The sequence below is a fragment of the Thermophilibacter immobilis genome, from assembly GCF_015277515.1.
GTDB lineage: Bacteria > Actinomycetota > Coriobacteriia > Coriobacteriales > Atopobiaceae > Thermophilibacter > Thermophilibacter immobilis.
This window is the reverse complement of record NZ_CP063767.1, coordinates 418,046-442,163: the sequence shown is the minus strand read 5'-3', so window position 1 is coordinate 442,163 and position 24,118 is coordinate 418,046. Positions and strand designations below refer to the sequence as shown.

The following is a 24,118-nucleotide window of genomic DNA, read 5'->3' as shown; positions in this document are numbered from 1 at the left end:
GTGTTATTATTTGAAACGTATTTCATCGACTCAGTGTTTCAGATAAAAACAGTAGGAAGATTTGTGGCCACCTTTGGAGCACTGTTCATAGCGCCCAACCCGCAGCTCGCCGCCGTGGCAGCCGAGGTCGCCCCGGACTATCCCGAGTTCAGCGTCACCATCCACGAGGGAGACCTCTCCGAGGGGCTCGCGGCCGCGCTCGGAAGCTTTGAGGCGGACTTTGACGTGGTCATCTCACGCGGCGGCACCGCTCAGCTGCTTGAGGAGGAGTTCTCGGTCCCCGTGATCGAGGTGGGCATCTCGACGGCCGACCTCCTCGCAGCTCTGCTCGTCCACAACCCCTCCGGCAAGAAGACGGCCATCGTCGGATTCTCGAACGCGCTCGACGCCATCGAGCAGTACGTGGACTTCTCGGACTTCGACATCGACATCTTTGGCATCTCGTTCGAGGACGAGCTCCCCCTCGTCCTGCAGGACGTCGTCGAGGGCGCCTACGAGGTCGTGCTCTGCGACACGTTCACCTATCGGCGCTGCCTGTCCACGGGAATCGACGCCCACCTGCTCTCCTCGGGTCCCGAGAGCGTGTCGACGGCCCTCGACCGGGCGCTCTTCCTCTGCCGACAAACGCATGAGCTGAGGCTGCGTAACCGCGCGCTCTGGAAGCTCGTCAAGAACCAGCCAGCGCGCATCGCGATCTTCTCGTCCTCCGGAAAGCTCGTGTACTGCAATCTCATTAGCTCGCGAACGGAGCTGCTCTCCTTCATGCGTGGCCACCTCGAGGGGGAGGAGGCGGGCAGCCTCGCTCTGCGAAGGGGCCGTCAGGTCTTTCGTTTGAGTCGCGTCCACGTGGGTGAGGACGGGGAGAATCTCATAGCGTTCAACGTCACCACGGCCAACGCCCCCCTCAAGGAGAGCCTCGTGGGAATCGAGTACAAGAACCGCGACGAGGTCGACCGCGCCTATCACGAGAGCGTCTTTCACCTCGTGGGCGCCGGAGACGAGCTGGCCGCGGACATCGCGCAAGCCGGCAAGAGCGGGCTGCCCGTCCTTCTCGAGGGCAAGCCCGGTTGCGGCGTGTCGCAGGTGGCGGCCCTGCTCTACCTGAGCGGAAGCTGGGGCATGCGCCCCTACGTCGTCGTCGATTGCTCGATGCTCGTCGACAAGAGTTGGGAGCACCTCATGAACTCGCACCACTCCCCGCTCTACGAGTCCGACCAGACGCTCTACCTCAGGGCCGTCCACGAGCTCTCCGCGAAGAGGCTCCGCGAGCTTGTCGAGGTCGTGTCGCGCATGGGCGTCACCGAGCGCAACCGTGTGATCATCTCGGCAGCAGGTCCGCAGGGCGTTGGTCGCGCTGACGCGAGGGCCCTCCTCGACGAGCATCTGCACTGCCACGTCCTCGCCATTCCCCCTCTGAGCCGCCGTCAGAGCCTGCGCAGCACGGTAAGCCGCTACCTCGACCATCTTGCACATGCGGTCGGCGAGCGGGCGCCTCTCGTGACCGACGAGGCCATGGAGCTGCTCGCCCGGCACCCCTGGCCAGGCAACTACGTCGAGTTCAGCCGGGTGCTCAGGCAGGCCAGGGCGCAGGTGGGGGAGGGGGAGCTGCGCGCCGCCGACGTCCGCTCGGCCTTCGAACGCGAGGGCGTCGTACGCTCCGCCTCGCTGGGCAGCGAGGCGGACGCCGCCCGGCTGGACCTCCTGCGACCGCTCAAGGACGTTGAGCGCGACGTCGTGCGGCTGGTCGTGAAGCGCTACGACGGCAACCAGACCAAGGCGGCCCAGACCCTGGGCATAAGCCGGACGACCATCTGGCGCATGCTCCGAGAGTAGGTGCCATGGCCGACAAAAGCACGCCTCATCTGCACTAAACTAGGATGATGCACATAACCTCGCGTGAACCCACGCTCACGGGAAAGGACCGCCGAATGAAGATTCTTTTCTATGGAACCGCCAGCTACGACAAGGACTCCTTCACACGGGAGCTCGCCGACTACCCCACCATCCAGATCGACTTCATCGAGTCGAACCTCACGCCCATGACGGCGGCGCTGGCTCGCGGCTACGACAGCGTCTGTGCCTTCGTCAACGCCGACGTGGGCGCCATGACCCTCGAGATCCTGGCCGGCTTTGGCGTCAAGCTCATCCTCATGCGCTGCGCCGGCTACGACGTCGTCAACGTCCCTGTGGCCACCGATCTGGGCATTCACGTCACGCGCGTCCCCGCCTACTCGCCGGAGGCCATAGCCGAGCACGCCATGGGCCTGGCCCTGTGCGCCAACCGCCGCATCCACAAGGGCTACCTGCGCGTCCGCGAGAACGACTTCAGCCTCTCGGGGCTCGTCGGCGAGACCCTCTTTGGCAAGACCGCCGGCATCGTGGGCACCGGGCGCATCGGCGCGGCCCTCTGCCGCATCTGCAAGGGCTTCGGCATGACGGTCCTGGGCGCTGACCTCTACCCCAACCAGCGGCTCGTTGACGAGGAGCACGTCGTAGACGAGTACGTGAAGTACGACGAGCTCTACCGTCGCAGCGACCTCATCTCGCTGCACGCCTTCCTAAACGACGAGAGCCGCCACATGATCAACGACGAGTCCATCGCCCAGATGAAGGATGGTGTCATCTTCGTGAACACGGGACGAGGGGGTCTCGTCGACACCCAGGCCCTCATTCGCGGTATCCTATCAGGCAAGATTGGAGCGGCAGGCCTGGACGTCTACGATGAGGAGAGCCCGAATGTCTACCAGAACCGCGCCGGCGAGGTCATCGACTCCGTCACGGCCCGCCTGTGCTCCTTCCCCAACGTGGTGATGACCAGCCACCAGGCGTTCTTCACCCACGAGGCCCTAGCGCAGATCGCGCGTGTCACGCTCGACAACGCCCAGGCTCTTGCCAACGGCACCGACTTCGTCGAGAGGAGCGTCGTCTGCTAGCCCGGCTAGCTTTGACGTCTTCTCGGCGTTTCCTAGATAGAGAGAGGTATAGATGGCATTCAGCAAGAAGACCAAGATCGTGTGCACGATGGGTCCATCGACCGAGGACGAAGAGGTGCTGCGCCAGCTCATCCTGCATGGCATGAACGTCGCGCGCTTCAACTTCTCGCACGGCAGCCACGAGTATCACCGCACGATGATCGAGAAGGTCCGCTCGCTCTCCAAGGAGCTCGCCATTCCCGTCGCGATCCTGCTCGACACCAAGGGCCCCGAGGTCCGCACCGGCGTCCTCAAGGACGGCCAGAAGGTCACGCTCGAGACGGGCAAGTCCTGCATCGTGACCACCGACGACGACGTCGTGGGCACCGCCGGGCGCTTCTCGCTCGACTACAAGAACCTTCCCAACGAGGTCGAGAAGGGCTCCGTCATCCTGATCGACGACGGCCTCATCGGCCTCGAAGTCGATCACGTCGTGGGCACCGACATGCACTGCGTGATCACCAACGGCGGCGAGCTCGGCGAGCACAAGGGCGTCAACGTCCCCAACGTCAACATCGGCCTGCCCTCCGTCACCGCGCAGGACCGCGCCGACATCATGTTCGGCTGCGAGCTGGGCATCGACGCCATCGCGGCCTCCTTCATCCGCGACGGCTCGGCCGTCAACGAGATCCGCAAGATCTGCGTCGAGATGGGCACGCCGGACGTCCAGATCTTCCCCAAGATCGAGAGCGCCCTAGGCGTCAAGAACTTCGACGAGATTCTCCACGCGGCCGACGGCATCATGGTCGCCCGCGGAGACCTAGGCGTCGAGGTCCCCGCAGCGCAGGTCCCGCACATCCAGAAGATTATCATCAAGAAGTGCAACGAGCACTACAAGCCGGTCATCACGGCGACCCAGATGCTCGACTCCATGCAGCGCAACCCGCGCCCCACGCGCGCCGAGATCACCGACGTCGCCAACGCCGTCTACGATGGCACCGACTGTGTCATGCTCTCGGGCGAGACGGCCGCCGGCAAGTACCCCATCGACGCCGTGCGCACCATGTCCGAGATCTGCAAGGAGACCGAGAAGTACCTCCCCGAAGGCAACTACTACTACGACCGGGGCGGCGTGCGCAACGTGAACGGCGCCACGGGGTTTGCCGCCGTGGAGATGGCCGACCGCGTGGGCGCCAAGTGCATCCTCGTCCCCACGCACTCCGGCCGCTCCGCGCGCCTCGTCTCCAACTTTCGCCCGAAGATGCCGCTCTACGCGATGTCCCCGAGCGATGAGAGCATTCGCCGCACCTGCTTCTACTGGGGGGTCTACGCCTTTCGCACGACCGAGCAGGGCTCGCTTTCCAACACGCTCTACAACGCGCTGACGGTGGCAAAGGAAAGCGGCGTCGCCGAGTCCGGCGACATCGTGGTCCTCACGGCCGGCGACCCCCAGACCTCACCGCGCCTGGGCGACTACACCACCTCCACCAACATGGCGATGATCGCGCAGGTCCAGTAGGCTCTTCTCTTCTCTTCTCGCCTCGCTCTGCACGTTGCGGCCACCCGGGCTCTTCTCGCCCGGGTGGCCGCAACGTTGATCATGCCGGGTCCTCCTCGCGGAGCCAGTCCACGAGATTCACTATACGGATGCCATCCTGCGTAGTCCCAAGGTCAAAGCGATCAAGGGTGAGCAACATCTTGGGAAACGAGTCGCCGACGCCGCGCAGCGGCGCAAGCTCCCGCCCGCGTACCTCTTCGGACAGCACGCTCTGACTCACCTGCACATAGGTTTTTTGATCGAGTTTGCGCGCCACAAAATCAATCTCGGCTCTATCCGTAACGCCCACCTTAACGGAGAAGCCCCTTCTACGGAGCTCCAGATAGACAACGTTCTCTAGCTGAAACCCCAGATTCTGTGATGAGAACCGGGACGCGAAGTTGCGCAGCCCAGTGTCGGCGGGATAGAACTTTCGCAGCGGGGCGAGCAGCTCCTTTCCGCTCGCCCCCGTCTGGTAGACCTCGTTTATGATGAACGCCTGCCTCAGAGCGGCAATATAGGACTCCACGGTGCTTGCGCTCGCCTTTCTCCCTATGCTCGTGAGAGCGCCCGTCACCTTGCGGGTCGAGAAGAGGTTCCCCGACGTGCTGAATAGATACGCGACCAGGCGCTCCAGCAAGGCGATGTCGCGGATGCCAAGCCGTTTTGCGACGTCATTCAAAAGCACCGTGTCGAATATCGAAGAGAGCTCTCGGGTGATGGTCTGCTCATCTTGGGTCCTGAGCGAGAAGAGGCTTGGCATTCCCCCAAAGCGCACGTAACGCGCAAAGAGCTCGTCAACCGAGGAGGGAAAGGGAGTCTCTTTGTGATCGAGCGTATTAACGAAGTCAAGATACTCCGTGAACGAGAGCGGGTAGACGTCAAGCGTCACGGTTCGCCCCGCAAGTAGCGTCGCAAGCTCCGAGGAGAGTATCCGTGCGTTCGAGCCGGTAAGGTATACGTCCACGCCGGGAGCCGTGTGCAGCTGGCGAACGGCCTTCTCCCAGCCAGTGACCTCCTGCACCTCATCCAGGAACACGTAGAAGGTCTCGTTTCTGTTGGCGTGGGCGCGCGCTTGGGTGACGTCGCGTACGAGGGTCTCCCCCGACATCTCAAAAGGCATCCCCAGCATGTCGAATCTCCGATAAAAGAGGTTCTCTTGTGCAACGCCACCGGCGCGAAGGCTGTCACAGAATAGCTCCATAAGGGTCGACTTTCCGCACCGGCGAATTCCCTGAAGGACTTTCACCTGTTCAGTTTCGCGGTAGGACTCAAGGAGGCGCTGATAGGTTGGGCGCTCGATGACGTTGGTCCTTTGCATTACGCTTCCTCCCTTCACGTATGCTCAGCATACTGAACACATAAGAAATAAAGAAGCATTCTATTCAGTATACTGGACACTTCTATTCCTGTAGGCTAAAACGAGATAGTCAGCCACCAATGTCTCCCCAAGCTAGCATCTGTGAGAAAATCGGCGAGGAATCAAGGAGGACCCCTCATGAGCGACTACGCAGCAACCGAGAAGTACACGACCCTTGGGCCAGACGCCCTCGCAGCATCCCTGCGCGCGGTGGAGGGGGTCAGCGTCGTGGCCACAGTCAACGAGGACGGCACGCCCAACGCGGCCATCTTGGTGCCCATGATGCCCGACGCCAGCCATGTGGTCATGACGCTCGCACGCAATCGCACGCGAGAAAACCTCGAGCGCACGGGCCATGCCGTCCTGGTCTACGACGTCGCGAGCCCTCATGCGGCCGAGAAGGCCGAGCGCCATTGCGGGGTCCGCATGCGCCTCTCGCTCGTCTCGCCCGATGAGTCCGAGCACGCCGAGGTGGCCGCCCTGTGGCCGCACATGACGCCTTTCACCATGATCTTGGGCGTCGACGAGGTCGAGCCCCTCGGGTAGCTGACCTCTCGGGCCGGCATCCACACCACCGTGAGGTTCCACCTCATCAGATGAGCAACGCCCTTGTCGAGCAGGTCAACCATCAGAGTAGACGCCGATGCGCACTTAAGAAGCCGGGGGTAAGGCACGTATCGGTCGTCTCGTCCGCGACACAGGGACGATTTCCTAAGTAAACAGATGCAGCTCGTGCCCTGGCTCCCAATTCCTAAGCAGAGAAGCCAGGCGGCGCGCGCGTCTCTCAAACCCAAAAGGGGACTTATCAATAGATTTAACGGGGTACCCTGAGTAGCGAGAAATTCGACAGGCTTCTGACCTGCAGATTCTCTGGCACTGCGAGGCTTGCTACTCGATGGGGGCCGACGAATCTATTGACAAGTCCCCTCGGCCCTTTTTTCGCCTCACTCTACCCCGCGAGCCCGGCCGCGTACGCGCGCAGGCCGTCACGTATGGTGGCGTTAGTCTCCTCGCGAGCGGACTCGAAGAACTCGGCCGTGAGCAGCCGATAGGTCAGATCGCCCGTCACCTGGTGCACGCGGTTGTCGTCCACGATGCGGTCGGCGACCTCCACGGCGGCACGCACGTCAGGCTCGGCAATGGAGTACTGCGGGAAGTCCTTGCAGGACGCAAGCAGCGCATCGTCCACGTACGCGCGCATGCCAATCTTGAGGGTGCGTCCGAAGAGGGCAAAGTCGCTTTGCTTGCCCACGCGCGCAGCCTCGCCCGGAGCGATTCCCCGCCGTCTCAGGTAGGCTCGCGTGTGCGCGTTGTAGACGTGGTCGGCCACCAGGTGCGCCCAGGCGCCGAGCGTCACGTCTGAGACCACGCCCTGATCCTCGACGTAGAGCTCCCAGAACAGGTCATGCCGAGGCAGGGGGATCTGTTCGCGCCCGGCGAGGTGAGTCATCTTGTAGTCGATGCGACACGTGGTCACCGGAACCATGTAGCCCACGTAGACGTCCGGCACGAAGTTTCCCACCAGAAAGGCGTTGGGATCGCGCACGCCGAGCGCAGGGGCACCCTCCTGGCGCAGGAGCCTCTCGACGTGCGCGGTATGTATGTTCCAGCTCGGCATGGGCTCATGCTAGCACGAAGAGCGGGCGCTGCAGGGCACAGACCTCCCCGCAGCGCCGCCACAAAGCCCTACTTTCCTAGAATCATCGCCAAGTCAGCATCGGGCGTCGAGGTCGGGCGAATGTCGTAGACCTTGACTAGTGTGTCGAGCACATTGGGCGAGATGAACGCCGGCAGGGTGGGCCCGAGGTAGATGCCCTTGAGGCCCAGCGAGAGCAGCGTGAGTAGAATGGCCACGGCCTTCTGCTCGTACCAGGAGAGCACAAGGGTGAGCGGCAGGTCGTTCACGCCACAGTCGAAGGCCTTGGCGAGCGCGGTGGCCACCACCAGAGCGCTGTAGGCGTCATTGCACTGCCCCATGTCAAGGATGCGCGGCAGGCCGCCGATCGTGCCCAGGTCGAGATCGTTGAAGCGGAACTTGCCGCAGGCGAGCGTGAGAATCAGCGAGTCCTTGGGCGCCTTCTCCACGAACTCCGTGTAGTAGTTGCGACCCGGCTTGGCCCCGTCGCAGCCGCCGACGAGAAAGATGTGGCTCACCGCGCCGCTCTTCACGGCCTCGATGACCTTATCGGCCACGCCGAGCACTGCGTCGTGGCCAAAGCCCGTGGTCACGCTTGCGCCGCCGTTGATGCCCGTGAGGCGCTCGAGCTCATCATAGCCGCCCAGCTCGAGTGCACGGTCTATGACGGCCGAGAAGTCCTTGGTAGCGTTCGCGTCCTCCTCGATGTGTGGCAAACCCGGGAACTGCACCAGGCCCGTAGTGAACACGCGGTCTGCGTAGCTCTTGCGGGGACGCTGAATGCAGTTCGTGGTGAAGAGCACCGGCGCGGGCATGCCGTCGAACTCCCGGCACTGGTTCTGCCAGGCGGTACCGAAGTTGCCCTTGAGCTGGGGGTGACGCTTGAGCTCGGGGTAGGCGTGCGCCGGCAGCATCTCGCCGTGCGTGTAGACGTTCACGCCGCGCCCGTCGGTCTGGTCGAGCAGCTGGGAGAGGTCCTTGAGGTCGTGGCCGGACACCACGATGAAGGGGCCAGGCTCCACGGCGAGCGGCACCTCGGTGGGAACGGGCGCGCCGAAGCTCTGGGTGTTGGCGCGGTCGAGCAGCCCCATGCAGGTGTAGTTGGCCTCGCCCACGCAAAGCGCGACCGGCAGAAGGTCGGCCACGGTGCCGTCCGAGCCGATGGCGCGCAGACACTCGTAGAAGCGCTCGCTGAGGTCGTCGTCAACGTAGTCGAGCACGAAGGCGTGATGTGCATAGGCGGCCATGCCGCGCAGGCCAAACAAGATGAGCGACTTGACCGAGCGAACGTCCTCGTCGGGCTCGTTCCAGAGGCGGTCGAGGTTGTACTCCTGGGGCACCACGTCCCCGTTGAGCCCGCGGGCCACCGCCCGCACGTGAGCTGTGACGGCCTGGACGGCCAGAGCGTCGAAGTCGACGTTGGTCACGCAGGTGAACATTCCCTCGAGCAGCGTACGCGCGGCGTCCCTGTTGGCGGGCTTGCCCTCGGCCGCGCGAGCGAGTCCCACGAGGGCGCCGGTGAGCTCGTCTTGAGCCCGCGCCGTGACGTTGTCCTTGCCGCAGACACCCGCCTTGGACGTGCAGCCGCTGCATCCGGCCGTCTGCTCGCACTGGAAGCAGAACATGCTGGCATCGATCTTGTCGAGCGTGACCATAAGAGCTCCCCTCACCGTTTTCCTTGCTTCGAGGGAACTATAGTGTTTGTATCTTGACGTGTATGTTGGAAAAACAACGTATGGAGAAGAGCCATGCAAGAGTCCCAGAAGACCACGGCACCACGACACGAGCAGCTCGCTCGCGAGCTCATGGGCACGGCGCTGTTCCGCGGCATCGCGCGGGAGGAGACCGCCGCCATGCTCGGCTGTCTGGACGTGCGCGAGCGCACCTTCGAGCCCAGAGAGATCATCTTTCGCATGGGCGACAAGATCCGCGCGCTGGGCATCGTGCTCGACGGGGGCGTGCGCATGGAGCACGTCGACGCCTGGGGCAACGTGTCCGTGCTGGGCTACGTGGGACCGGGCGACGCCTTTGGCGAGAACTACGCCTGCGCCCCCGACGTCGCGCTGCTCGTGAACGTGATGACAGTCGAGCGGACGCGCGTGGCGCTTCTCGACGTCACGCGCGTCCTCACGCTGTGCTCAAGTGTTTGCCCCTATCACACCAAGCTCGTCGAGAACCTCCTGGCGCTCTCGGCACGCAAGAACATCGAGCTCTCTCGGCGCGCCTTCCACACCAGCCCCAAGACCATCCGCGCGAAGCTGCTCTCCTACCTCTCCGGCGAGGCCACGCGAGCCGGAAGCCGCCGCTTCACGATCCCGTACAACCGCGAGCAGCTCGCCGGCTACCTGAGCGTCAACCGCAGCGCCCTGTCGAACGAGCTCTCGCAGATGGAGCGCGACGGCCTGATTCATGTCCGCCGCAACGAGTTCGAGCTCTGCGCGCCAGGCGGCCAACGCTAGGAGCGCGCCTCTCGCCTCCCCCGCCTGCTGCTCGCGTAAAATGACCTTCTCGGTCTCCAGGAAGCCCAGACAGTCCTGCTCTAATGAGTAGAATATGCTAAACGACCTCCCAATTGAGGGTCAAATATTATGCCAGAATTTAGCCCTCCACTTGACAAGTGATCAGCTGTTCACTATTAATATGGTGAACAGATGATCACTTAAATTTATGGATGGATGTTCTTATGCCAAAAAACGAAACACGGGATACAAAGGAAGTTATTTTGACAGTTGCGCTAAAGCTGTTTTCTGAAAGAGGCTATGACGGAGTTGGTATCCGTGACATATCAAACGAAATCGGAATACGGGAGAGCGCCCTTTACAAGCATTTTAGCGGAAAACAAGACATTTTTGACTCAATTCTCAAAGGCATTGAGCATCGTTATCAAGAGGAAGTTGCTACTTTTACTCCCCCTGGAAGTATGGAAAATATTCTCTCGGGAAAAAGTGATGTAAGAGGGGAATTATTTCGAATCAGCATTACGATGTTCCAGTTCTATCTCAAAACAGAGTATGGTTCGCAACTGCGCAGAATGTTGACGATAGAACAGTATCGAACCTCGGAGGCAGGTAAGTTTTTCAGGGAATTAATCCTAAACAAGGGTTTAGATTATATATCAGGCGTGTTTACTAATTTAATAAATAATGATATTTATATTAATGCTGACCCAACAGTAATGGCCTTGCAGTTTTATTCACCTCTGTACTTGCTGTTATCAAAATACGACAATCAGCCCGAAAAATATGAAGAAGCTTTATCTTTTTTAGAAAGACATATTACGGTATTCAATAAAATGTATTTAAGGAGCGACAAACTATGAAAGGAATTGCAATATTGGCAGCGGAATGGCTTATAACTGGCCTGATTGTTTATGCAGGACTATCCGACAAGCAAATATTATTCATTAACGGACCGAGATCGGCTGTTATTACTTTGGGTGCAATAGGATTTGCAATGTGCATGATTATGCCGACAATCGGTAAATTTATCAGCGGTGCACCTGCTCACCCGCTCACCATCATGGGTTATATCTTTGGGACAATCGCATTACTCACAACAGCAGTGCAAATATTCAAATGGAAAATCCCTGTCCTTTATGACCCCCGAATTGCACTTCTTGTAGTTGCTGGCTGCGTTGTCATAAAGTCGATTATTGGTAGGTTTGCTCCATTAGTAATTAAATAAATAGTGAAAAGACGAGTTTTAATGAATACTGAAGTATCTTACTATTCAAACTAAGGTAATACAACGAATTTTGATTGATTTATTGAATAAATACTTGTAAAAACGCCTGATGAATCGAACGGAAAACGCAGGCAGAAAATAGCGCAGCTTTTACACAGGACTACCTAAAAGGCGCGCTTTTGTCCGTTGCCTCTGTCTGGGCGCAGCAGGCAACGGATGACCTGGTCCCCTTCGCTGCCCTGTACTTTTGACGTCATCCTCGCCGCAGAGACCGCAACTGGGTCTGGCTCGCAGCGCATGGCATGTATTCAAAAGCGCAGGCCCTCCGAGTCGCTCCAGGGGGCCCGCGCCTGTCAAGCCCGAGCGCCAGACGTACTTGATCGCAGCCGCTAGGAGCGAACCTCGCCGCCGGTGGAGCGGCAGACCTTGCTCACGAGCTTCTCGTGGGCTCGCTCGACCTCCTCTGAGGTCAGCGTGCGATCGGCCGCGCGATACGTGAGCGAGAAGGCCATGGACTTCTTGCCCTCCCCCACCCGCACGGGGTCGCGGTAGACGTCGAAGAGACGCACGTCGGCCAGGAGCTTGCCTCCCGCCGAGCGAATGCGCTGCGCGAGCTGCTCGTAGGTGATCGACTCGTCCACGACGATGGCCAGGTCGTGCGTCACGCCGGGCAGCGTGGGGACGTCTCGGTAGGGCAGCTCGTCGCAAGCCAGGCGCAGGAGCGCCGCACACGACAGCTCGAAGGCCACGACCGGGACCTCCAGGCCCAGGTTGGCGAGCGAGCGCGGGTGGACGTTGCCCACCCAGCCCACGGACTCCCCGGCCGCCAGGACCTCGGCGGCGCGTCCCGGCTGCAGCCAGGGGTAGCCCTCGGGCGCGGCCACCTTGAAGCGCACCTTGGTGAGGCGCAGCGCACCCAGAAGCTGCTCGACCATGCCCTTGGCGTCAAAGAAGTCGTACTCGTCGAAGCGCTGGTTCCAGGCGTCGTCGGCGCGCCTGCCCGCCAGGACCCCGCAGACGTAGCTGGGCTCGTCGGGCTGGCTCGCGTGCTCGCGGCCAAAGAAGACGCGGCCCACCTCGTAGAGCGCCACGTTGTCCACGTCGTGGTCCACGTTGTAGGAAACCGAGCGCAGAAGCCCCGGCAGAAGCGAGCGACGCATCTCGGACTGGTCAGCCACGAGAGGGTTGATGATCCGGACGGGGACGCCGCGGCCGGTCTCGGGGATGTTCAGGCGGCCCAGGTCGTCCTTGTCGGCGAAGCAGTACGTGGAGGTCTCGGAGAGGCCACAGGCACGCAGCGTGGAGCCGATGAGGCGCAGGCGGCGCTGCTCCACCGTGAGGCCACCGGCGTGGTTTCTGGGGGCGGGCAGGGTCGCCGTGATGTCGCCCTCGCCCCACAGGCGCACGACCTCCTCGATGAGGTCGACCTCGCGGGTGAGGTCGGGTCGGCTCGTGGGAGCCGTGACCTGGTAGTGAGCCACATCGAGCTTCTCGATGGCGCATCCCAGACGCCCCAGGCGCTCGGCCATGAACCAGTTGGGAATCGCCGCGCCGGCCAGGGCGCGCACGCGCCCCGTGCGCAAGGCGATGACGACCGGTTCCACGGGTGCGGGGTAGGCGTCCACGATGCCCGGGCAGACCTCGGCCGCGCAGCACTGCTCGAAGAGGGCCGCCGCGACCTGGGCCACGTTGGCGCAGTTCGCGCCGTCGACCTGGCGCTCGTAACGAATGGAGGCCTCGCTCATGAGGTCGAGGCTGCGGCTCGTACGGGAGATGTGGCCCGCCGAGAAGGTCGCGCTCTCCAGGAGCACGTCACAGGTGGACTCGTCGATGTCGGAGTTGAGGCCGCCCATGACGCCGGCGAGCGCCACGGGCGTCAGGCCGTCGTCGGTGATGACGCACATGTCGCTCGTGAGGGTGCGCTCGGTCTCGTCGAGCGTGACGAGCTTCTCGCCGTCTTGCGCGGCGCGCACGACGATGTGGCGCCTTCCGTCGCGATCGGAAAGCTTACCCAGGTCAAAGGCGTGCAGAGGCTGACCCGTGAGGTACATCACGTAGTTGGTCACGTCCACGACGTTGTTGATCGAGCGCCCGCCGGCCGCGGCGACGCGGCGCGCGAGCCACTCCGGCGAGGGGCCGATCTTCACGTTGCGCACGACGCGCGCGGTATAGCGGCCGCAGAGCGCGGGGTCCGCGATGGTCACGTCCACGAGGTCGTGGGCGTCCGGGCCCGACTCGTGAGCAACGCGCGGAAGCTCGATGTGGGTGTCAACGTTGAGCATCGCCGAGACCTCCACGGCAAGGCCGCACATGGAGAGGCAGTCGGGACGGTTGGGGGTGATCTCCGCGTCGATGACCGTGTCAGAGAGACCCTGGTAGTCCGTGAAGTCCAGGCCCACCGGCGTGTCCGGCGGCAAGATCATGATGCCCTCGTGGTCCGACCCCAGTCCCAGCTCGCGCTCCGAGCAGTTCATGCCGCAGGACTCGATGCCGCGCAGCTTGCTCTTCTTGATCTTGACGCCGCCGGGCAGGACCGCGCCGACCAGGGCGCAGACGATCTTGTCGCCCTCGCTGAAGTTCTGGGCGCCGCAGACGATCTGCAGCGGCACGGGGTTGCCGTCAGGGTCCACGTTCTTCTGGCCCACGTCGACCTGGCAGAGCCACATGTGGTCCGAGTCGGGGTGCGGCCTCTTGCTCACGACCTGGGCCGTGACCACGTGCTCGAGGTCGGCGCCGACCTTCTCGACCGCCTCGACCTCAGTGCCCGTGCGCGTGAACTCGGCCACGAGCTCGGCCGGGTCGTCGGGGAGGTCCACCAGGGAGTTCAGCCACTCGTATGAGATGCGCATGTTCTTCTCCTTCTTAGAACTGGTTCAGGAAGCGCATGTCACCGGTCATGAGCATGCGGAGGTCGGGCAGGTCGTAGCGCAGGCAGGCCACGCGCTCGACGCCGATGCCAAAGGCGAAGCCCGTGTACTTCTCGGGGTCCACGCCGCAGTTGACGAACACGTTGGGGTCGACCATGCCGCAGCCCAGGATCTCGAGCCAGCCCGTGTTCTTGCAGAAGCGGCAGCCCTTGCCACCGCAGACGCCGCAGGAGACGTCCACCTCGCAGCTGGGCTCTGTGAACGGGAAGAAATGAGGGCGATAGCGCGTGGCGCGATCCTTGCCAAAGATCTCGCGGGTGAAGTAGTCCAGGGTGCCCTTGAGGTCGCCGAAGGTAATGCCCTCGTCCACGACCAGGCCCTCGACCTGCGTGAACTGAGGCAGGTGGTTGGCGTCGGCAGTGTCCGGCCTAAAGACGGTGCCCGGGCAGATCATGTAGATGGGAGGCTCGGTTGACTCCATGACGTGGGCCTGCACGCCCGAGGTCTGGGTGCGCAGGAGGATGTCCGACTCGCCCTGGACGTGGGCGCCCTTGCCCTCGGGCGCGTTGTCGACCACGTAGAAGGTGTCCTTGGCCGAGCGGCTCGGATGGTCCTCGGGGACGTTCAGCGCGGTGAAGTTGTAATAGGTGGTCTCGAGGTACGGGCCGTCCTCGACCGTGTAGCCCAGCCCCACGAAGATGTCCTCGATCTCCTCGCGGATCTGGCTGATGAGGTGCTGCGTGCCCAGGTTGAGCGTGCGGCCCGGCAGCGTGACGTCGCAGGCGTCGGCCGCCATCCTGCGCTCCATGAGCTCGGCCGAGAGCTCATCGCGACGAGCCGCGAGCGCAGCCTCCACGTTGCCGCGCACCGTATTGGCGAGCTGGCCCATCGCCGGGCGCTCCTCGGGCGCGACCTTGCCCATTGAGCGCATGATCTGGGTCAGGCTCCCCTTCTTGCCGAGCACCCCCACGCGTAGGGCCTCCAGGGCCTCCATGCTCGCAGCCTGTGCAAGACCCTCCTTGACGTGCGCCTCGATGGACGTGAGGTCGTCGGACATCGCCATGCTTCTCCCCTTTCAGACGAGAAAACCGCCCCCGGGCATCTCTGCCCAAGGACGGAAGTAATTCCGCGGTACCACCTCGGTTGACCCGGTGGTTTTCTCTCCACCGGGCCCGCTTGTACACCCCGTGTCGTGGGGAAAACGGCTTACCTAGTGAGCGCGTCGGCCGCAGCCGGGTGCCGTTCAGGTCGCAGCTGATGGAGTGAACTCCGGACTTCTGCCGTGGAGGAGCCTCTCAGCCGATGAGCTCCCTCTCTGTCCTGCGGCAACGCGACGTCCGAACCTCTCCGTCATAGCCTTTGGGCATCATAGCACAGGTGGCGACCGACCCGCGCTCACGCGCGAAGCTCGGAGCTTCTCCCGTTTGTGCGGCCGCAAAAGTTGAAGTTGGAGGGTGCTCGCAAGACTCGTCGGCGTTTCCGCAGGTAGGAGAGCCGAGGGTTCTTGTCAGTCGATGGTTCTTGTCATTTGCGGCCGCACGGAGGGGAGAAGGATCCTTCTACGCAACGCCGACGTATGAGGTCGAGCGGCCTCCTCCCGTCTTGGCGAGAAGCCCATCTGCGACCATGCCCTCAAGGAGGCGTCCCGCGCCCGAGCGCGAGAGGCCCAGGACCTCCTCCACCTCTAGGCGCGTGACGTGTCCGTTCGACCCAACGACGTTCAACACCATATGGCGAGATTCCCCCGCACGCTCGGGCCGTGGCGCCCTCAGCGCAGCGAGGCCGGAGGGGACCCCACCGACAGGTGCCGCCCCCCTCGTCCATGCGGGTGCCCCCCGCTCCCTCACGTAGTTGAGATTGGGCAGCGTGAGCTTGAACAGGTTCTCGGAGACCTCCGCCCTGGGCTGGACGGGCTGGCCCGCATAGGCGGCGAAAACGCGGGGTAAGCCCATGCCGTACGCCTCCACGAACCCGAGCCGAAAGAGCACATCAGCCAAGCGCGGGTTGCGACAGACGGAGATGCCGCTCGTCACCTCCTCCTCACGGATGCCCGGCGCGAGGCCTCCCGCCGTGAGAAACTCGATGCGGTCGTCGAACACGCTCACCTTATTGACAGCCCGGGAGGCATAGTCGCGATGCATGACCATGTTGAGCAGGGCCTCCCTCACCGCCGTATCGGGATAGCTGCGCACCTCGATCCTATAGGGGAGCGTTATGGTGCCGCTCGTGTCGTTTCTGAGGTCAAGGTAGTCGAGCACCTGCCTGAACTGGTCCAGAACCGACCCCTCGAAGATGCGGCGATCCCTGAAGGTCAGCACGTCAACACCCTGGAACGTAGCCGCCTGCAGCACGAGCGGGCACTGGTCCGAAAGCAGAAGAGCCAGGTTGGAAAAGAGCCCGTCCTCGTTGATGAGGCGAAGGGAGCGCATCTGGGCGGCGCCCAGCTTGACCCTGCGCTCGGAGAACACCTTGCGCGCCGACTCGAACGTGAGCTCCTGATCGAGAGAGAGCGCCTCCTCGAAGGAGTAGCCCACGCTTTCCTGAATCATCTTGAGGATGGCGTCACGGCTCGCCGGGGCGCAGGAGGCACCCTGGCGCACGAAGACACCCGCCGAAGAGGGGCCCTTGCGCCCCAGGTAGTAAGGACGGCTCCCTCCGTGCTGGACCTCCACCGCCACGACGGGGCCCAGCGTAGGCCTTGTGCCAAAGAGCGTCGCGCACGCATCGGGATTCACGAGCGTCACCCGCACAAAGGAGATGGCGTCGGGGAGAATAGCGTCGCGGACCATGTTCGTGACGCGAAGAGCAGCCTCGTCTGCATCGGTCACGCCGAGGGGTGTGCCATCGTCCGCGACGCCCACGTAGACGGTGCCGCCCTCCGCGTTGAGAAAGCCGATGACCTCCCTGGCAAGGGCGGAGCTGAGCTCCGACTTGAATTCGATCCGGTCGCTCTCCTGCATGTTCCCTCCTCGTTTCTCTCCTCTATTCTACCCAATTGAATCGAATATGGGTAGATAAATTCCCAAGAAGAACAGGGGGATTCAAGTAGCCTGCGGCTCACGCTGCTCCGGTCGCTTATCGCTTCCGTGCAGCCGCAAAAGTTGAAGTTGGGGGGGGTGCTTGCAAGGCTCGACCGGCGTTTCCGCAGGTAGGAGAGCCGAGGGTTCTTGTCAGTCGATGGTTCTTGTCATTTGCGGCCGCACGGAGGGGAGAAGGGTCCGCCTGCAGCGAGGCGGGCGAAGGACCCGTTAGCGCCGCGCCCCGTAGAAGGCGTCCATGTCCTTTACCATCCGCATGAGCGTGGGCTCGTCGGTGTAGGCCATGTGACCGCACCCGTAGCGGTGCCAAGTAATGTTGTCCTTGAGCTCGGGCGGCAGGTAGAGCTGGGAGATGGTGTGGCGCGCGTTCCACCAGGGCGTCGCAGTGTCGTAGCGCCCGCCCAGGATGCAGAGCCTGGTCGTGGGGCTGCGACGCAGAGCCACGGCGATGTCATAGGCCAGGTTGGGCGCGGCGACCGTCGTCTCGTCGAAGCCCGGCTCGTCATGCACCCACCTCCATCCGATGCCGATCTCTCCCCAGACCGAGAGGCGATAGGCGGCCGGCCCCTCGTAGCCCAGGTCGTGGCGCAGGAAGTCCCTGAATGCCGCGTACCAGGCGCTCTCCAGGGCGTGGTTGGCCGGGTCCTCGCAGGCGAAGTAGAACGAGGCGCGCTGCGAGGGCAGGAGGGACGTCTCCGAGAAGCGCTGGTCGAGCCGGCCGCAGACGCGCCCGCGCGCAGCGAGAAGGTCGCGGCGGAAGTCCTCGAGCTCCACGCGGCAGTTGCGCGCGAGCAGGTAGCCCACGGGCAGGCCGATGAAGTCAGAGAGCTGCCGCGCCAGAGCCTCCTTCTCCTGGGCGTCAATGCCGTCACCCTTGAAGAGCCCCTGCGCATAGGCGCTGCTGGCAAAGTCCGAGGCCGCGTCGAACCACGCGTCCTCGTCGACGCCCTCGCCCACGAGGCCAAAGCTCTGGGCCGTCGCGGCGAACGTCGGCACCATGCCGATGTAGCCCAGGTCGGACCCCGGCAGGTTCTGCGTCCAGTCGAAGTAGGCCGAGAGCATCACGACGCCGGCCAGGGGCACGTGCTCCTCGCCGAGATAGCGCATGAGCAGGGCGCTACGCATCGTCCCGTAGGACTCGCCGTAGATGTAGAGGGGCGAACCCCACCGGTCGTTCTCCTCGAGCCAGGCGCAGATGGCGCGGCAGAAGGTGTGCGCGTCCTCCTCGAGGCCGTAGACGCGCTCGATGCCGTACCCCTCGGCCACGAACGACCACCCCGTGCCCAGGGCGTCCAGGAACACGAGGTCGGACTGGCGCAGCAGCGTTCCGGGGTTGTCGACCGTCTCGTAGTCGGCTCCCACGAAGTCGAGGCCGTGCGTGACCACGCGACGAGGGCCCAGGCCCCCGAAGTTGATCGCGACGGACGCGGAACCCGGGCCGCCGTTGTAGCAAAACGTCACCGGTCGCGCGCGGCGCTCGACCTGCGTGCCGTTGACCTCACGTGCCACGTAGGAGACGCTGAACATCTTGCCCTCGAGCGTCCCTGCGCGGTCGATGACGTCAAGGTGGCCCGCCGAGACCACGTAGTCGATCTTCTCGTCACCCACCTGCCAGGTGAGGGAGCTGCTTCTTGTCTCGGGCACCTCATCCGCGCTTGTGGCCACCTGGGCTGCGCCCTGCTCGTTCTCGCTCATCTCGCGCCTCCTACTCGATGCCCAGCATGTCGCAGAGCGACAGCATGTAGATCTCGGCCGCATGGACCACGTCCTCGACGTCCACGTCCTCGTTGTAGCCGTGGATGCCGGCGTTGTTGGCCGGGCCGAACTGGATGGTCGGGCATCCCAGGGCGCGATAGTGCGCCGCGTCGCTCGAGGCCCACTGGTAGGCAGGAAGGCACTCCTCGCCCCAGACGTCCTCGATGTTCTTCTTGACGCTCGTCACCAGAACGGAGTCGTCATCGGTGTAGTTGCCCTCGGAGATCCACTCGTAGCCTGCCTCGACGCCAGAGACGCCGCTCTTAGCGAGCAATGCGTCCACGGCGGCCACCACGTCCTCGTGCCTGCAGCCGTAGGGCATGCGGATGTCGATCTGGGCGCTCGCGAGGTCGGGCACTTGGTTGATCTTCCCGCCGCCTTGGATGACGCCCACGTTGGCGGAGCAGTGGTCGATCACGTTGGCCACCTTCGGGTGGTCGATCGTGCGTTCGGCGATGGTGCGGGAGTTGGCCAGGGCGCGCTCCTGCGAGGGCAGGTAGTGGCCCGGCACCGCCGTGAGGTCGTCCACGTTGACAAGGACGCGCGCGAGCTTGGTGATCGCGTTGTCGCCCTTGTAGTTGCCCGTGGAGCCGTGGCCCGGCGTGCCGTGGGCGGTCAGTGTGAGGTGCAGGATGCCCTTCTGGCCGATCTCGATGGTATCGTGGCCGGTGGGCTCTCCCACGATGACGGCATCGGCCCCGTCGGCGTAGCCGTTCTCGCAGAACCACAGGGTGCCCGACCCGGCGATCTCCTCGTCACAGACCACGTGCAGGCGGATGTCGCCCTTGAGGTCGGCGCCCGCGTCGCTCAGGACCCCCATGCTAAAGAGCAGGACCGCGAGACCGCACTTCATGTCCGAGGCGCCACGGCCCAAGATCTTTCCGTCTCGCACCTCTCCCCCAAAGGGGTCGAAGTCCCAGCCGTCGGGGTTGCCCGCGGGGACCACGTCCACGTGGCCGTTGAGCACCACGTGAAAGCCCTGGTCGGAACCCATGCGCGCATAGACCACGGGGTATTCCTCGCCCGCCGCGGCCACGAGGCGCTCGGAGTCGATGCCGTGTTGCGCGAGGTAGGCGCGCACGAAGTCGATCCCCGGCCCCTGGGGGTCGAGCGGGCTCTGGTTCTTGATCCGAATGAGGACGGAACACAAATCGACCAGGTCCTGCTTGTGGGCGAGGACCTGGTCATGAAGCTGCTTCTTGGTTGCGGGCATGCGTGCGAACCTTTCTTCTCGAAGCTCTGTGATGAAATACCGGCCGAGCCCGCTAGAGACCCGGCCGAGACAAGCCTATTCTACGGCCACCGCTGCGTCATGGTACTTGAAGCAGGCGACCTGGTGTCCGGGCTCCGCCTCCGAGAGTGCCGGCATCTCCTGCGCGCAGCGCTCCATGCGAAAGGGGCAGCGCCCGACGAGCGGGCAGCCGACCTGCTCCCCCACGGGACTCGAGATCTCTCCCTCGAGCCTGATCTGCTCGCCCTTGTCAAAGGGGCTCTCCGGCGGGACCGCCGAGAGGAGCGCCTGCGTGTAGGGGTGCAGCGGATTGGCATAGACGTTTCTGGCGGGGCACAGCTCGACGACGCGCCCCAGGTACATGATCGCCACGCGATCGGAGATGTGCTTGATGACCGAGAGGTCGTGGCTGATGAAGAGATACGTCAAGCCGAGGTCACGCTGCAGGTGACGGAAGAGGTTGAGCACCTGAGCCTGGACGGAGACGTCAAGCGCGGAGACGGGCTCGTCGCAGACGATGATCTTGGGGCCGAGCACGAGGGCACGCGCCACGTTGATGCGCTGGCGCTGGCCGCCGGAGAACTCGTGCGGGTAGCGCTGGACGTGCTGGAGGTCGAGACCCACCTCACGCATCATCTCGAGGACGCGCTCCTGGCGCTTATCGGCGTCGGACTCGCTCTTGTAGATGAGCATGGGCTCCTCGACGGCCTTGCCCGCCGTGTAGCGCGGATCAAGCGAGGAGTAGGAGTCCTGAAAGATCATCTGGATGTCCTTGCGGACCGCCTTGAGCGGCGCGCCCGTGAGGCCGTTGACATTCTTCCCCTGATAGAGGATCTCGCCCGAGGTGGCCCGATGCAGCTGCACCACACAGCGGCCGAGGGTGGACTTGCCACAGCCCGACTCGCCAATGATGCCCAGCGTCTCGCCCTCATAGACGTCCAGGGAGACATCCGTGAGGGCATGCAGGGTGGATGCGGGGACAAACAGGTGATTGCTCCTGAGCTTGAAGTCCTTGGACAGATGGCGAATCGAGAGGATGGGGCGCTTCTCGTCGGCCACCGGCGCTTCCGACGCGGCACGCGTGTTCTCTTGCGTCATGCTCTTGCCTCCCCACGGACGAGCGCATGGGACGCGCTCTGATGCAGGCACGCCACGAGGTGACCGGGAGTAACCTCGACGAGCTCGGGAACGTGCGTCCGGCACTCGTCGGTCGCGTACGGGCAACGATTGCAGAAGTTGCAGCCCGTCCCCGTGAGACGCAGATCGGGCGGAGCTCCCGGAATGGTCTTCAGATCGGTCTCGGCCTCATCGGAGAGCTTGGGCGTCGAGTCGAGCAGCCCCCAGGTGTAGGGATGCAGCGGATGGGTGTAGAGCTCCTTCATGGGCGCCTTCTCGCACGTGCGCCCCGCGTACATGACCATCACGTCGTCGCACATCTGCCAGACGATGCCCATGTTGTGCGTGATGAGCAGGATGGCCGTGCCCAGACGGTCCTGCAGGTCCTTGAGCAGACCCAGCACCTGCGCCTGCACCGTGACGTCCAAGGCCGTGGTGGGCTCATCGGCGATGATGAACTTGGGATGACAGCTCACGGCCATGGCGATCATGACGCGCTGGCACATGCCGCCCGAGAGCTCGTAGGGATAGGAGTCCATGCGGGCCTCGGGCTCGGGAATGCCCACGAGGCGCAGCGTCTCGATTGCGGTCTTTCGGGCCTCCGCCTTGCTCACCTTGTCATGGGTTCGGATGAGCTCGATCATCTGGCTGCCGACCTTGAAGACCGGGTCGAGGGCCGTCATGGGGTCCTGGAAGATGACGGCAACGTCGTTGCCGCGCATGCTCAGGAGCTTCTCCTTGCTCACGGTGAGCATGTCGGTTCCCTCAAAGGTGACCGAGCCGCCCTCTATGTGACCGTTCTTGGGAAGCAGGCGAATCAACGAGGAGGCCGTCACGGACTTGCCCGAGCCCGACTCGCCCACGATGCCGAGCGTGCTGTTCTTGTCGAGCGTGAAGCTCACGCCATCGACGGCGCGGGCTATGCCGGCGGCCGTGTGGAAGTAGGTCTTGAGGTCGTGGACCTCAAGCAGGGGGGAGCTCTGGGATTCTGTGGTCATGAGACCTCCTCTACCTTTTCTGCTTGGGGTCAAGGACGTCGCGAATGCCGTCTCCCAGCAGGTTGAAGCCCAGCACCGTCAGCAGGATGAACAGGCCGGATATCGTCGCTATGTGCGGGGCCCCCTGGAGGCTGGTCTTGCCCTCCGAGAGAATCGACCCCCACGAGGCGGTCGGGGGCTGGACACCCAGGCCGAGAAAGGACAGCGCAGCCTCCGAGATGATGGCGCTCGCGATGTTGAGCGTGAAGTACACGATGACCGGAGACAGGGCGTTGGCAAAGATGTGCCTGAACAGGATGCGCGCCGACGAGGCCCCGAGGACGCGCTCGGCGTTGCAGTACTCCTCGTTCTTGACCACGTGCACCTCTCCGCGCACGACGCGGGCGAAGGTGGGCACGTTGGCGATGCCGATGGCAAGAATCACGTTCTCGGTGCCCTGTCCCAGGATCGTCATGAGGATGAGCGACAGCAAGATGAAGGGAAAGGCCATCATGCCGTCCATAATCCTCATGATGATGGAGTCGACGATGCCTCCGAAGAAGCCGGCCACGAGGCCGAGCAGCACGCCGATGACGGCGCCGACGATCGTGCCGCCGATGGCGACGAAGATGGAGATACGCGCGCCAAAGATGATGCGGGAGAGCAGGTCGCGCCCGTACTGGTCGGTGCCAAACAGATGGCCCGCCGAGCCCGGCGCCTGGAAGGATGCCGAGATGTCGACCGCGTTGGGATCGTAGGGCGCAAGGAGGTTGGCAAAGATGGCCAGAATCACCATGACCACCACGATTGCCAGACCCACAACGGCCATCTTGTTGCGGCGAAGCTTGTGCCAGGCGTTGTTGGCGCGTCGCTCGCGCCTGAGCATCTCAAGGCTCGCGTCGAGGTCACGGATCTCGGAGGCGTCGGTCTTTGTCTGAGCCATCACTCGCTTCCCCCTCCCTCGTAGTTGACCTTGGGGTTAATCAGCATGTATGCGATGTCCACGATCATGTTGACAAAGACGAACACCACGGCCGAGAAGAGCACCACGCCCTGTATGAGCGCGTAGTCACGGCTGTTGACCGCGTTGACGATGAGGGTTCCCAGGCCCGGCCACGAGAAGATCGTCTCGGTGAGGATGGCGCCCGCGAAGGCGGAGGCCAACTGGAGCCCTACTACCGTGAGAATGGGCGGCAGCGCGTTCTTGAACGCGTGCTTCCAGACGACCCTTGACTCCTTGATGCCACGTGACCGCAGGGACTTCACGTAGTCCTCGTTGATCGTCTCGAGCATGCTCGAGCGCGTGATGCGCGCAAGCGTGGCCGCGGGAATCGTGGCCAGGCAGATGCAGGGCAGCACCATGTGGCTGATCACGTCGCCGACGCCCTTGGAGAGGGCTCCCATGCCTAGGGCGGGAAGCCATCCAAGCTGCACGCTGAAGAAGAGCACGAGCATGAGGCCGAGCCAGAAAATGGGCATCGACACGCCCACGAGGGCGACCACCATGAACACGTAGTCAAAGGCCGTGTTCTGCTTGAGCGCAGACACCACCCCAATGGGAACGCCCACGATGAGGGCAAGCACGAGGCCGGTCAGCGTGATTGAGAGGGTGGCCGGAAGCCGACCCAAGATGAGGGGCATGACCGAGCTGTTATACGAGTACGAGTAGCCGAAGTTCCCGTGCAGAATCCCCACGAGGTAATCCGCGTACTGCTCGAGCATTGGCTTGTCGAGGCCAAGCTTCTCGGTCATTGTGGCAATGGCGTCGGGGGACGCCTGGGGGCCGAGCATGACAGCCGCCGGGTTGCCAGGGATCATCCTGGTGAGCACGAACGTTATGGTCACGACCACGAACAGGACCGGAATGACCTGCAGCACCCTTTTTATAATTGTCTTTGCCACCTGTCTGCCGCCCTCCCCAAAAAGAAGCGTTGCCGAAGGTCTGCACGACCCTCGGCAAGGAGGAGGGCGTGTGTCGCACGCCCCCTCTCATATCGTAAAGAGC

General features: G+C 63.2%; 19 protein-coding genes. 7 read left to right on the top strand and 12 right to left on the bottom strand.

The window, feature by feature from the left end:
• Positions 1 to 63: 63 nt before the first annotated feature.
• The 3 genes from INP52_RS01940 (at position 64) to pyk (ending at position 4,431) form a co-directional block, all read left to right on the top strand.
• The gene (locus INP52_RS01940) at positions 64 to 1,833 is read left to right on the top strand and encodes a sigma-54-dependent transcriptional regulator (RefSeq protein WP_194371929.1); all 1,770 of its coding nucleotides are present in this window, start codon (positions 64 to 66) and stop codon (positions 1,831 to 1,833) included.
• A gap of 95 nt (positions 1,834 to 1,928) precedes the next feature.
• Positions 1,929 to 2,933 carry a 2-hydroxyacid dehydrogenase gene (locus INP52_RS01935; RefSeq protein ID WP_194371927.1) on the top strand — a complete coding sequence of 335 codons (1,005 nt, stop codon included), beginning with the start codon at positions 1,929 to 1,931 and terminating at the stop codon, positions 2,931 to 2,933.
• A gap of 52 nt (positions 2,934 to 2,985) precedes the next feature.
• The gene (gene pyk / locus INP52_RS01930; RefSeq protein WP_194371925.1) at positions 2,986 to 4,431 is read left to right on the top strand and encodes a pyruvate kinase; all 1,446 of its coding nucleotides are present in this window, start codon (positions 2,986 to 2,988) and stop codon (positions 4,429 to 4,431) included.
• 79 nt (positions 4,432 to 4,510) lie between these two features.
• Here pyk and INP52_RS01925 read toward each other — a convergent pair whose 3' ends face one another.
• Positions 4,511 to 5,770 (bottom strand): ATP-binding protein, encoded by a 1,260-nt coding sequence (locus INP52_RS01925; protein WP_194371923.1) that lies wholly within the window; start codon positions 5,768 to 5,770, stop codon positions 4,511 to 4,513.
• Between the two features lie 177 nt (positions 5,771 to 5,947).
• Here INP52_RS01925 and INP52_RS01920 point away from each other — a divergent pair, with 177 nt between their 5' ends.
• Positions 5,948 to 6,355, top strand: a complete 408-nt coding sequence (locus tag INP52_RS01920; protein WP_194371921.1) for a pyridoxamine 5'-phosphate oxidase family protein — start codon at positions 5,948 to 5,950, stop codon at positions 6,353 to 6,355.
• A gap of 403 nt (positions 6,356 to 6,758) precedes the next feature.
• On the opposite strand, the gene INP52_RS01915 is transcribed toward INP52_RS01920, so the two are convergent.
• Both INP52_RS01915 and hcp read right to left on the bottom strand, forming a co-directional pair.
• On the bottom strand, positions 6,759 to 7,427 hold the full coding sequence (locus tag INP52_RS01915) for a hypothetical protein (RefSeq protein WP_194371919.1): 669 nt from the start codon (positions 7,425 to 7,427) through the stop codon (positions 6,759 to 6,761).
• A gap of 68 nt (positions 7,428 to 7,495) precedes the next feature.
• A complete protein-coding gene (hcp, locus tag INP52_RS01910; protein WP_228478372.1) occupies positions 7,496 to 9,115 on the bottom strand; it encodes a hydroxylamine reductase in 1,620 nt (539 codons plus the stop codon).
• A 78-nt stretch (positions 9,116 to 9,193) separates the two neighbouring features.
• Between hcp and INP52_RS01905 the strand changes: the two genes are divergently transcribed.
• The 3 genes from INP52_RS01905 to INP52_RS01895 all read left to right on the top strand — a co-directional run bounded on the left by INP52_RS01905 (position 9,194) and on the right by INP52_RS01895 (position 11,129).
• Positions 9,194 to 9,904 carry a Crp/Fnr family transcriptional regulator gene (locus INP52_RS01905; RefSeq protein WP_228478371.1) on the top strand — a complete coding sequence of 237 codons (711 nt, stop codon included), beginning with the start codon at positions 9,194 to 9,196 and terminating at the stop codon, positions 9,902 to 9,904.
• A gap of 224 nt (positions 9,905 to 10,128) precedes the next feature.
• On the top strand, positions 10,129 to 10,764 hold the full coding sequence (locus INP52_RS01900) for a TetR/AcrR family transcriptional regulator (protein WP_228478370.1): 636 nt from the start codon (positions 10,129 to 10,131) through the stop codon (positions 10,762 to 10,764).
• Positions 10,761 to 11,129: a hypothetical protein gene (locus INP52_RS01895; protein WP_194371915.1), complete on the top strand. Its 369-nt coding sequence runs from the start codon at positions 10,761 to 10,763 to the stop codon at positions 11,127 to 11,129. Before INP52_RS01900 ends, INP52_RS01895 begins: the two co-directional genes overlap by 4 nt.
• Positions 11,130 to 11,518: 389 nt before the next feature.
• Here INP52_RS01895 and pheT read toward each other — a convergent pair whose 3' ends face one another.
• The 9 genes from pheT to INP52_RS01850 form a co-directional block, all read right to left on the bottom strand.
• On the bottom strand, positions 11,519 to 13,978 hold the full coding sequence (gene pheT, locus INP52_RS01890) for a phenylalanine--tRNA ligase subunit beta (RefSeq protein WP_194371913.1): 2,460 nt from the start codon (positions 13,976 to 13,978) through the stop codon (positions 11,519 to 11,521).
• A 13-nt stretch (positions 13,979 to 13,991) separates the two neighbouring features.
• A complete protein-coding gene (gene pheS / locus INP52_RS01885; protein ID WP_194371911.1) occupies positions 13,992 to 15,059 on the bottom strand; it encodes a phenylalanine--tRNA ligase subunit alpha in 1,068 nt (355 codons plus the stop codon).
• Between the two features lie 496 nt (positions 15,060 to 15,555).
• Positions 15,556 to 16,956: an RNA-binding domain-containing protein gene (locus INP52_RS01880; RefSeq protein ID WP_194371909.1), complete on the bottom strand. Its 1,401-nt coding sequence runs from the start codon at positions 16,954 to 16,956 to the stop codon at positions 15,556 to 15,558.
• 288 nt (positions 16,957 to 17,244) lie between these two features.
• Entirely contained in the window at positions 17,245 to 18,729 is a 1,485-nt protein-coding gene (locus tag INP52_RS01875; protein ID WP_194371907.1) for a S10 family peptidase, read from the bottom strand.
• Positions 18,730 to 18,739: 10 nt separating this feature from the next.
• Positions 18,740 to 20,002 carry a M20 family metallopeptidase gene (locus INP52_RS01870; RefSeq protein ID WP_194371905.1) on the bottom strand — a complete coding sequence of 421 codons (1,263 nt, stop codon included), beginning with the start codon at positions 20,000 to 20,002 and terminating at the stop codon, positions 18,740 to 18,742.
• A gap of 75 nt (positions 20,003 to 20,077) precedes the next feature.
• Entirely contained in the window at positions 20,078 to 21,118 is a 1,041-nt protein-coding gene (locus tag INP52_RS01865; RefSeq protein WP_194371902.1) for an ABC transporter ATP-binding protein, read from the bottom strand.
• Positions 21,115 to 22,134 carry an ABC transporter ATP-binding protein gene (locus tag INP52_RS01860; protein WP_194371900.1) on the bottom strand — a complete coding sequence of 340 codons (1,020 nt, stop codon included), beginning with the start codon at positions 22,132 to 22,134 and terminating at the stop codon, positions 21,115 to 21,117. The genes INP52_RS01865 and INP52_RS01860 overlap by 4 nt, the downstream gene beginning before the upstream one ends.
• A gap of 10 nt (positions 22,135 to 22,144) precedes the next feature.
• Complete coding sequence (locus INP52_RS01855) at positions 22,145 to 23,056, bottom strand: ABC transporter permease (RefSeq protein ID WP_194371898.1); 912 nt, start codon at positions 23,054 to 23,056, stop codon at positions 22,145 to 22,147.
• The gene (locus INP52_RS01850) at positions 23,056 to 24,015 is read right to left on the bottom strand and encodes an ABC transporter permease (protein ID WP_194371897.1); all 960 of its coding nucleotides are present in this window, start codon (positions 24,013 to 24,015) and stop codon (positions 23,056 to 23,058) included. Before INP52_RS01850 ends, INP52_RS01855 begins: the two co-directional genes overlap by 1 nt.
• Positions 24,016 to 24,118: the final 103 nt, after the last annotated feature.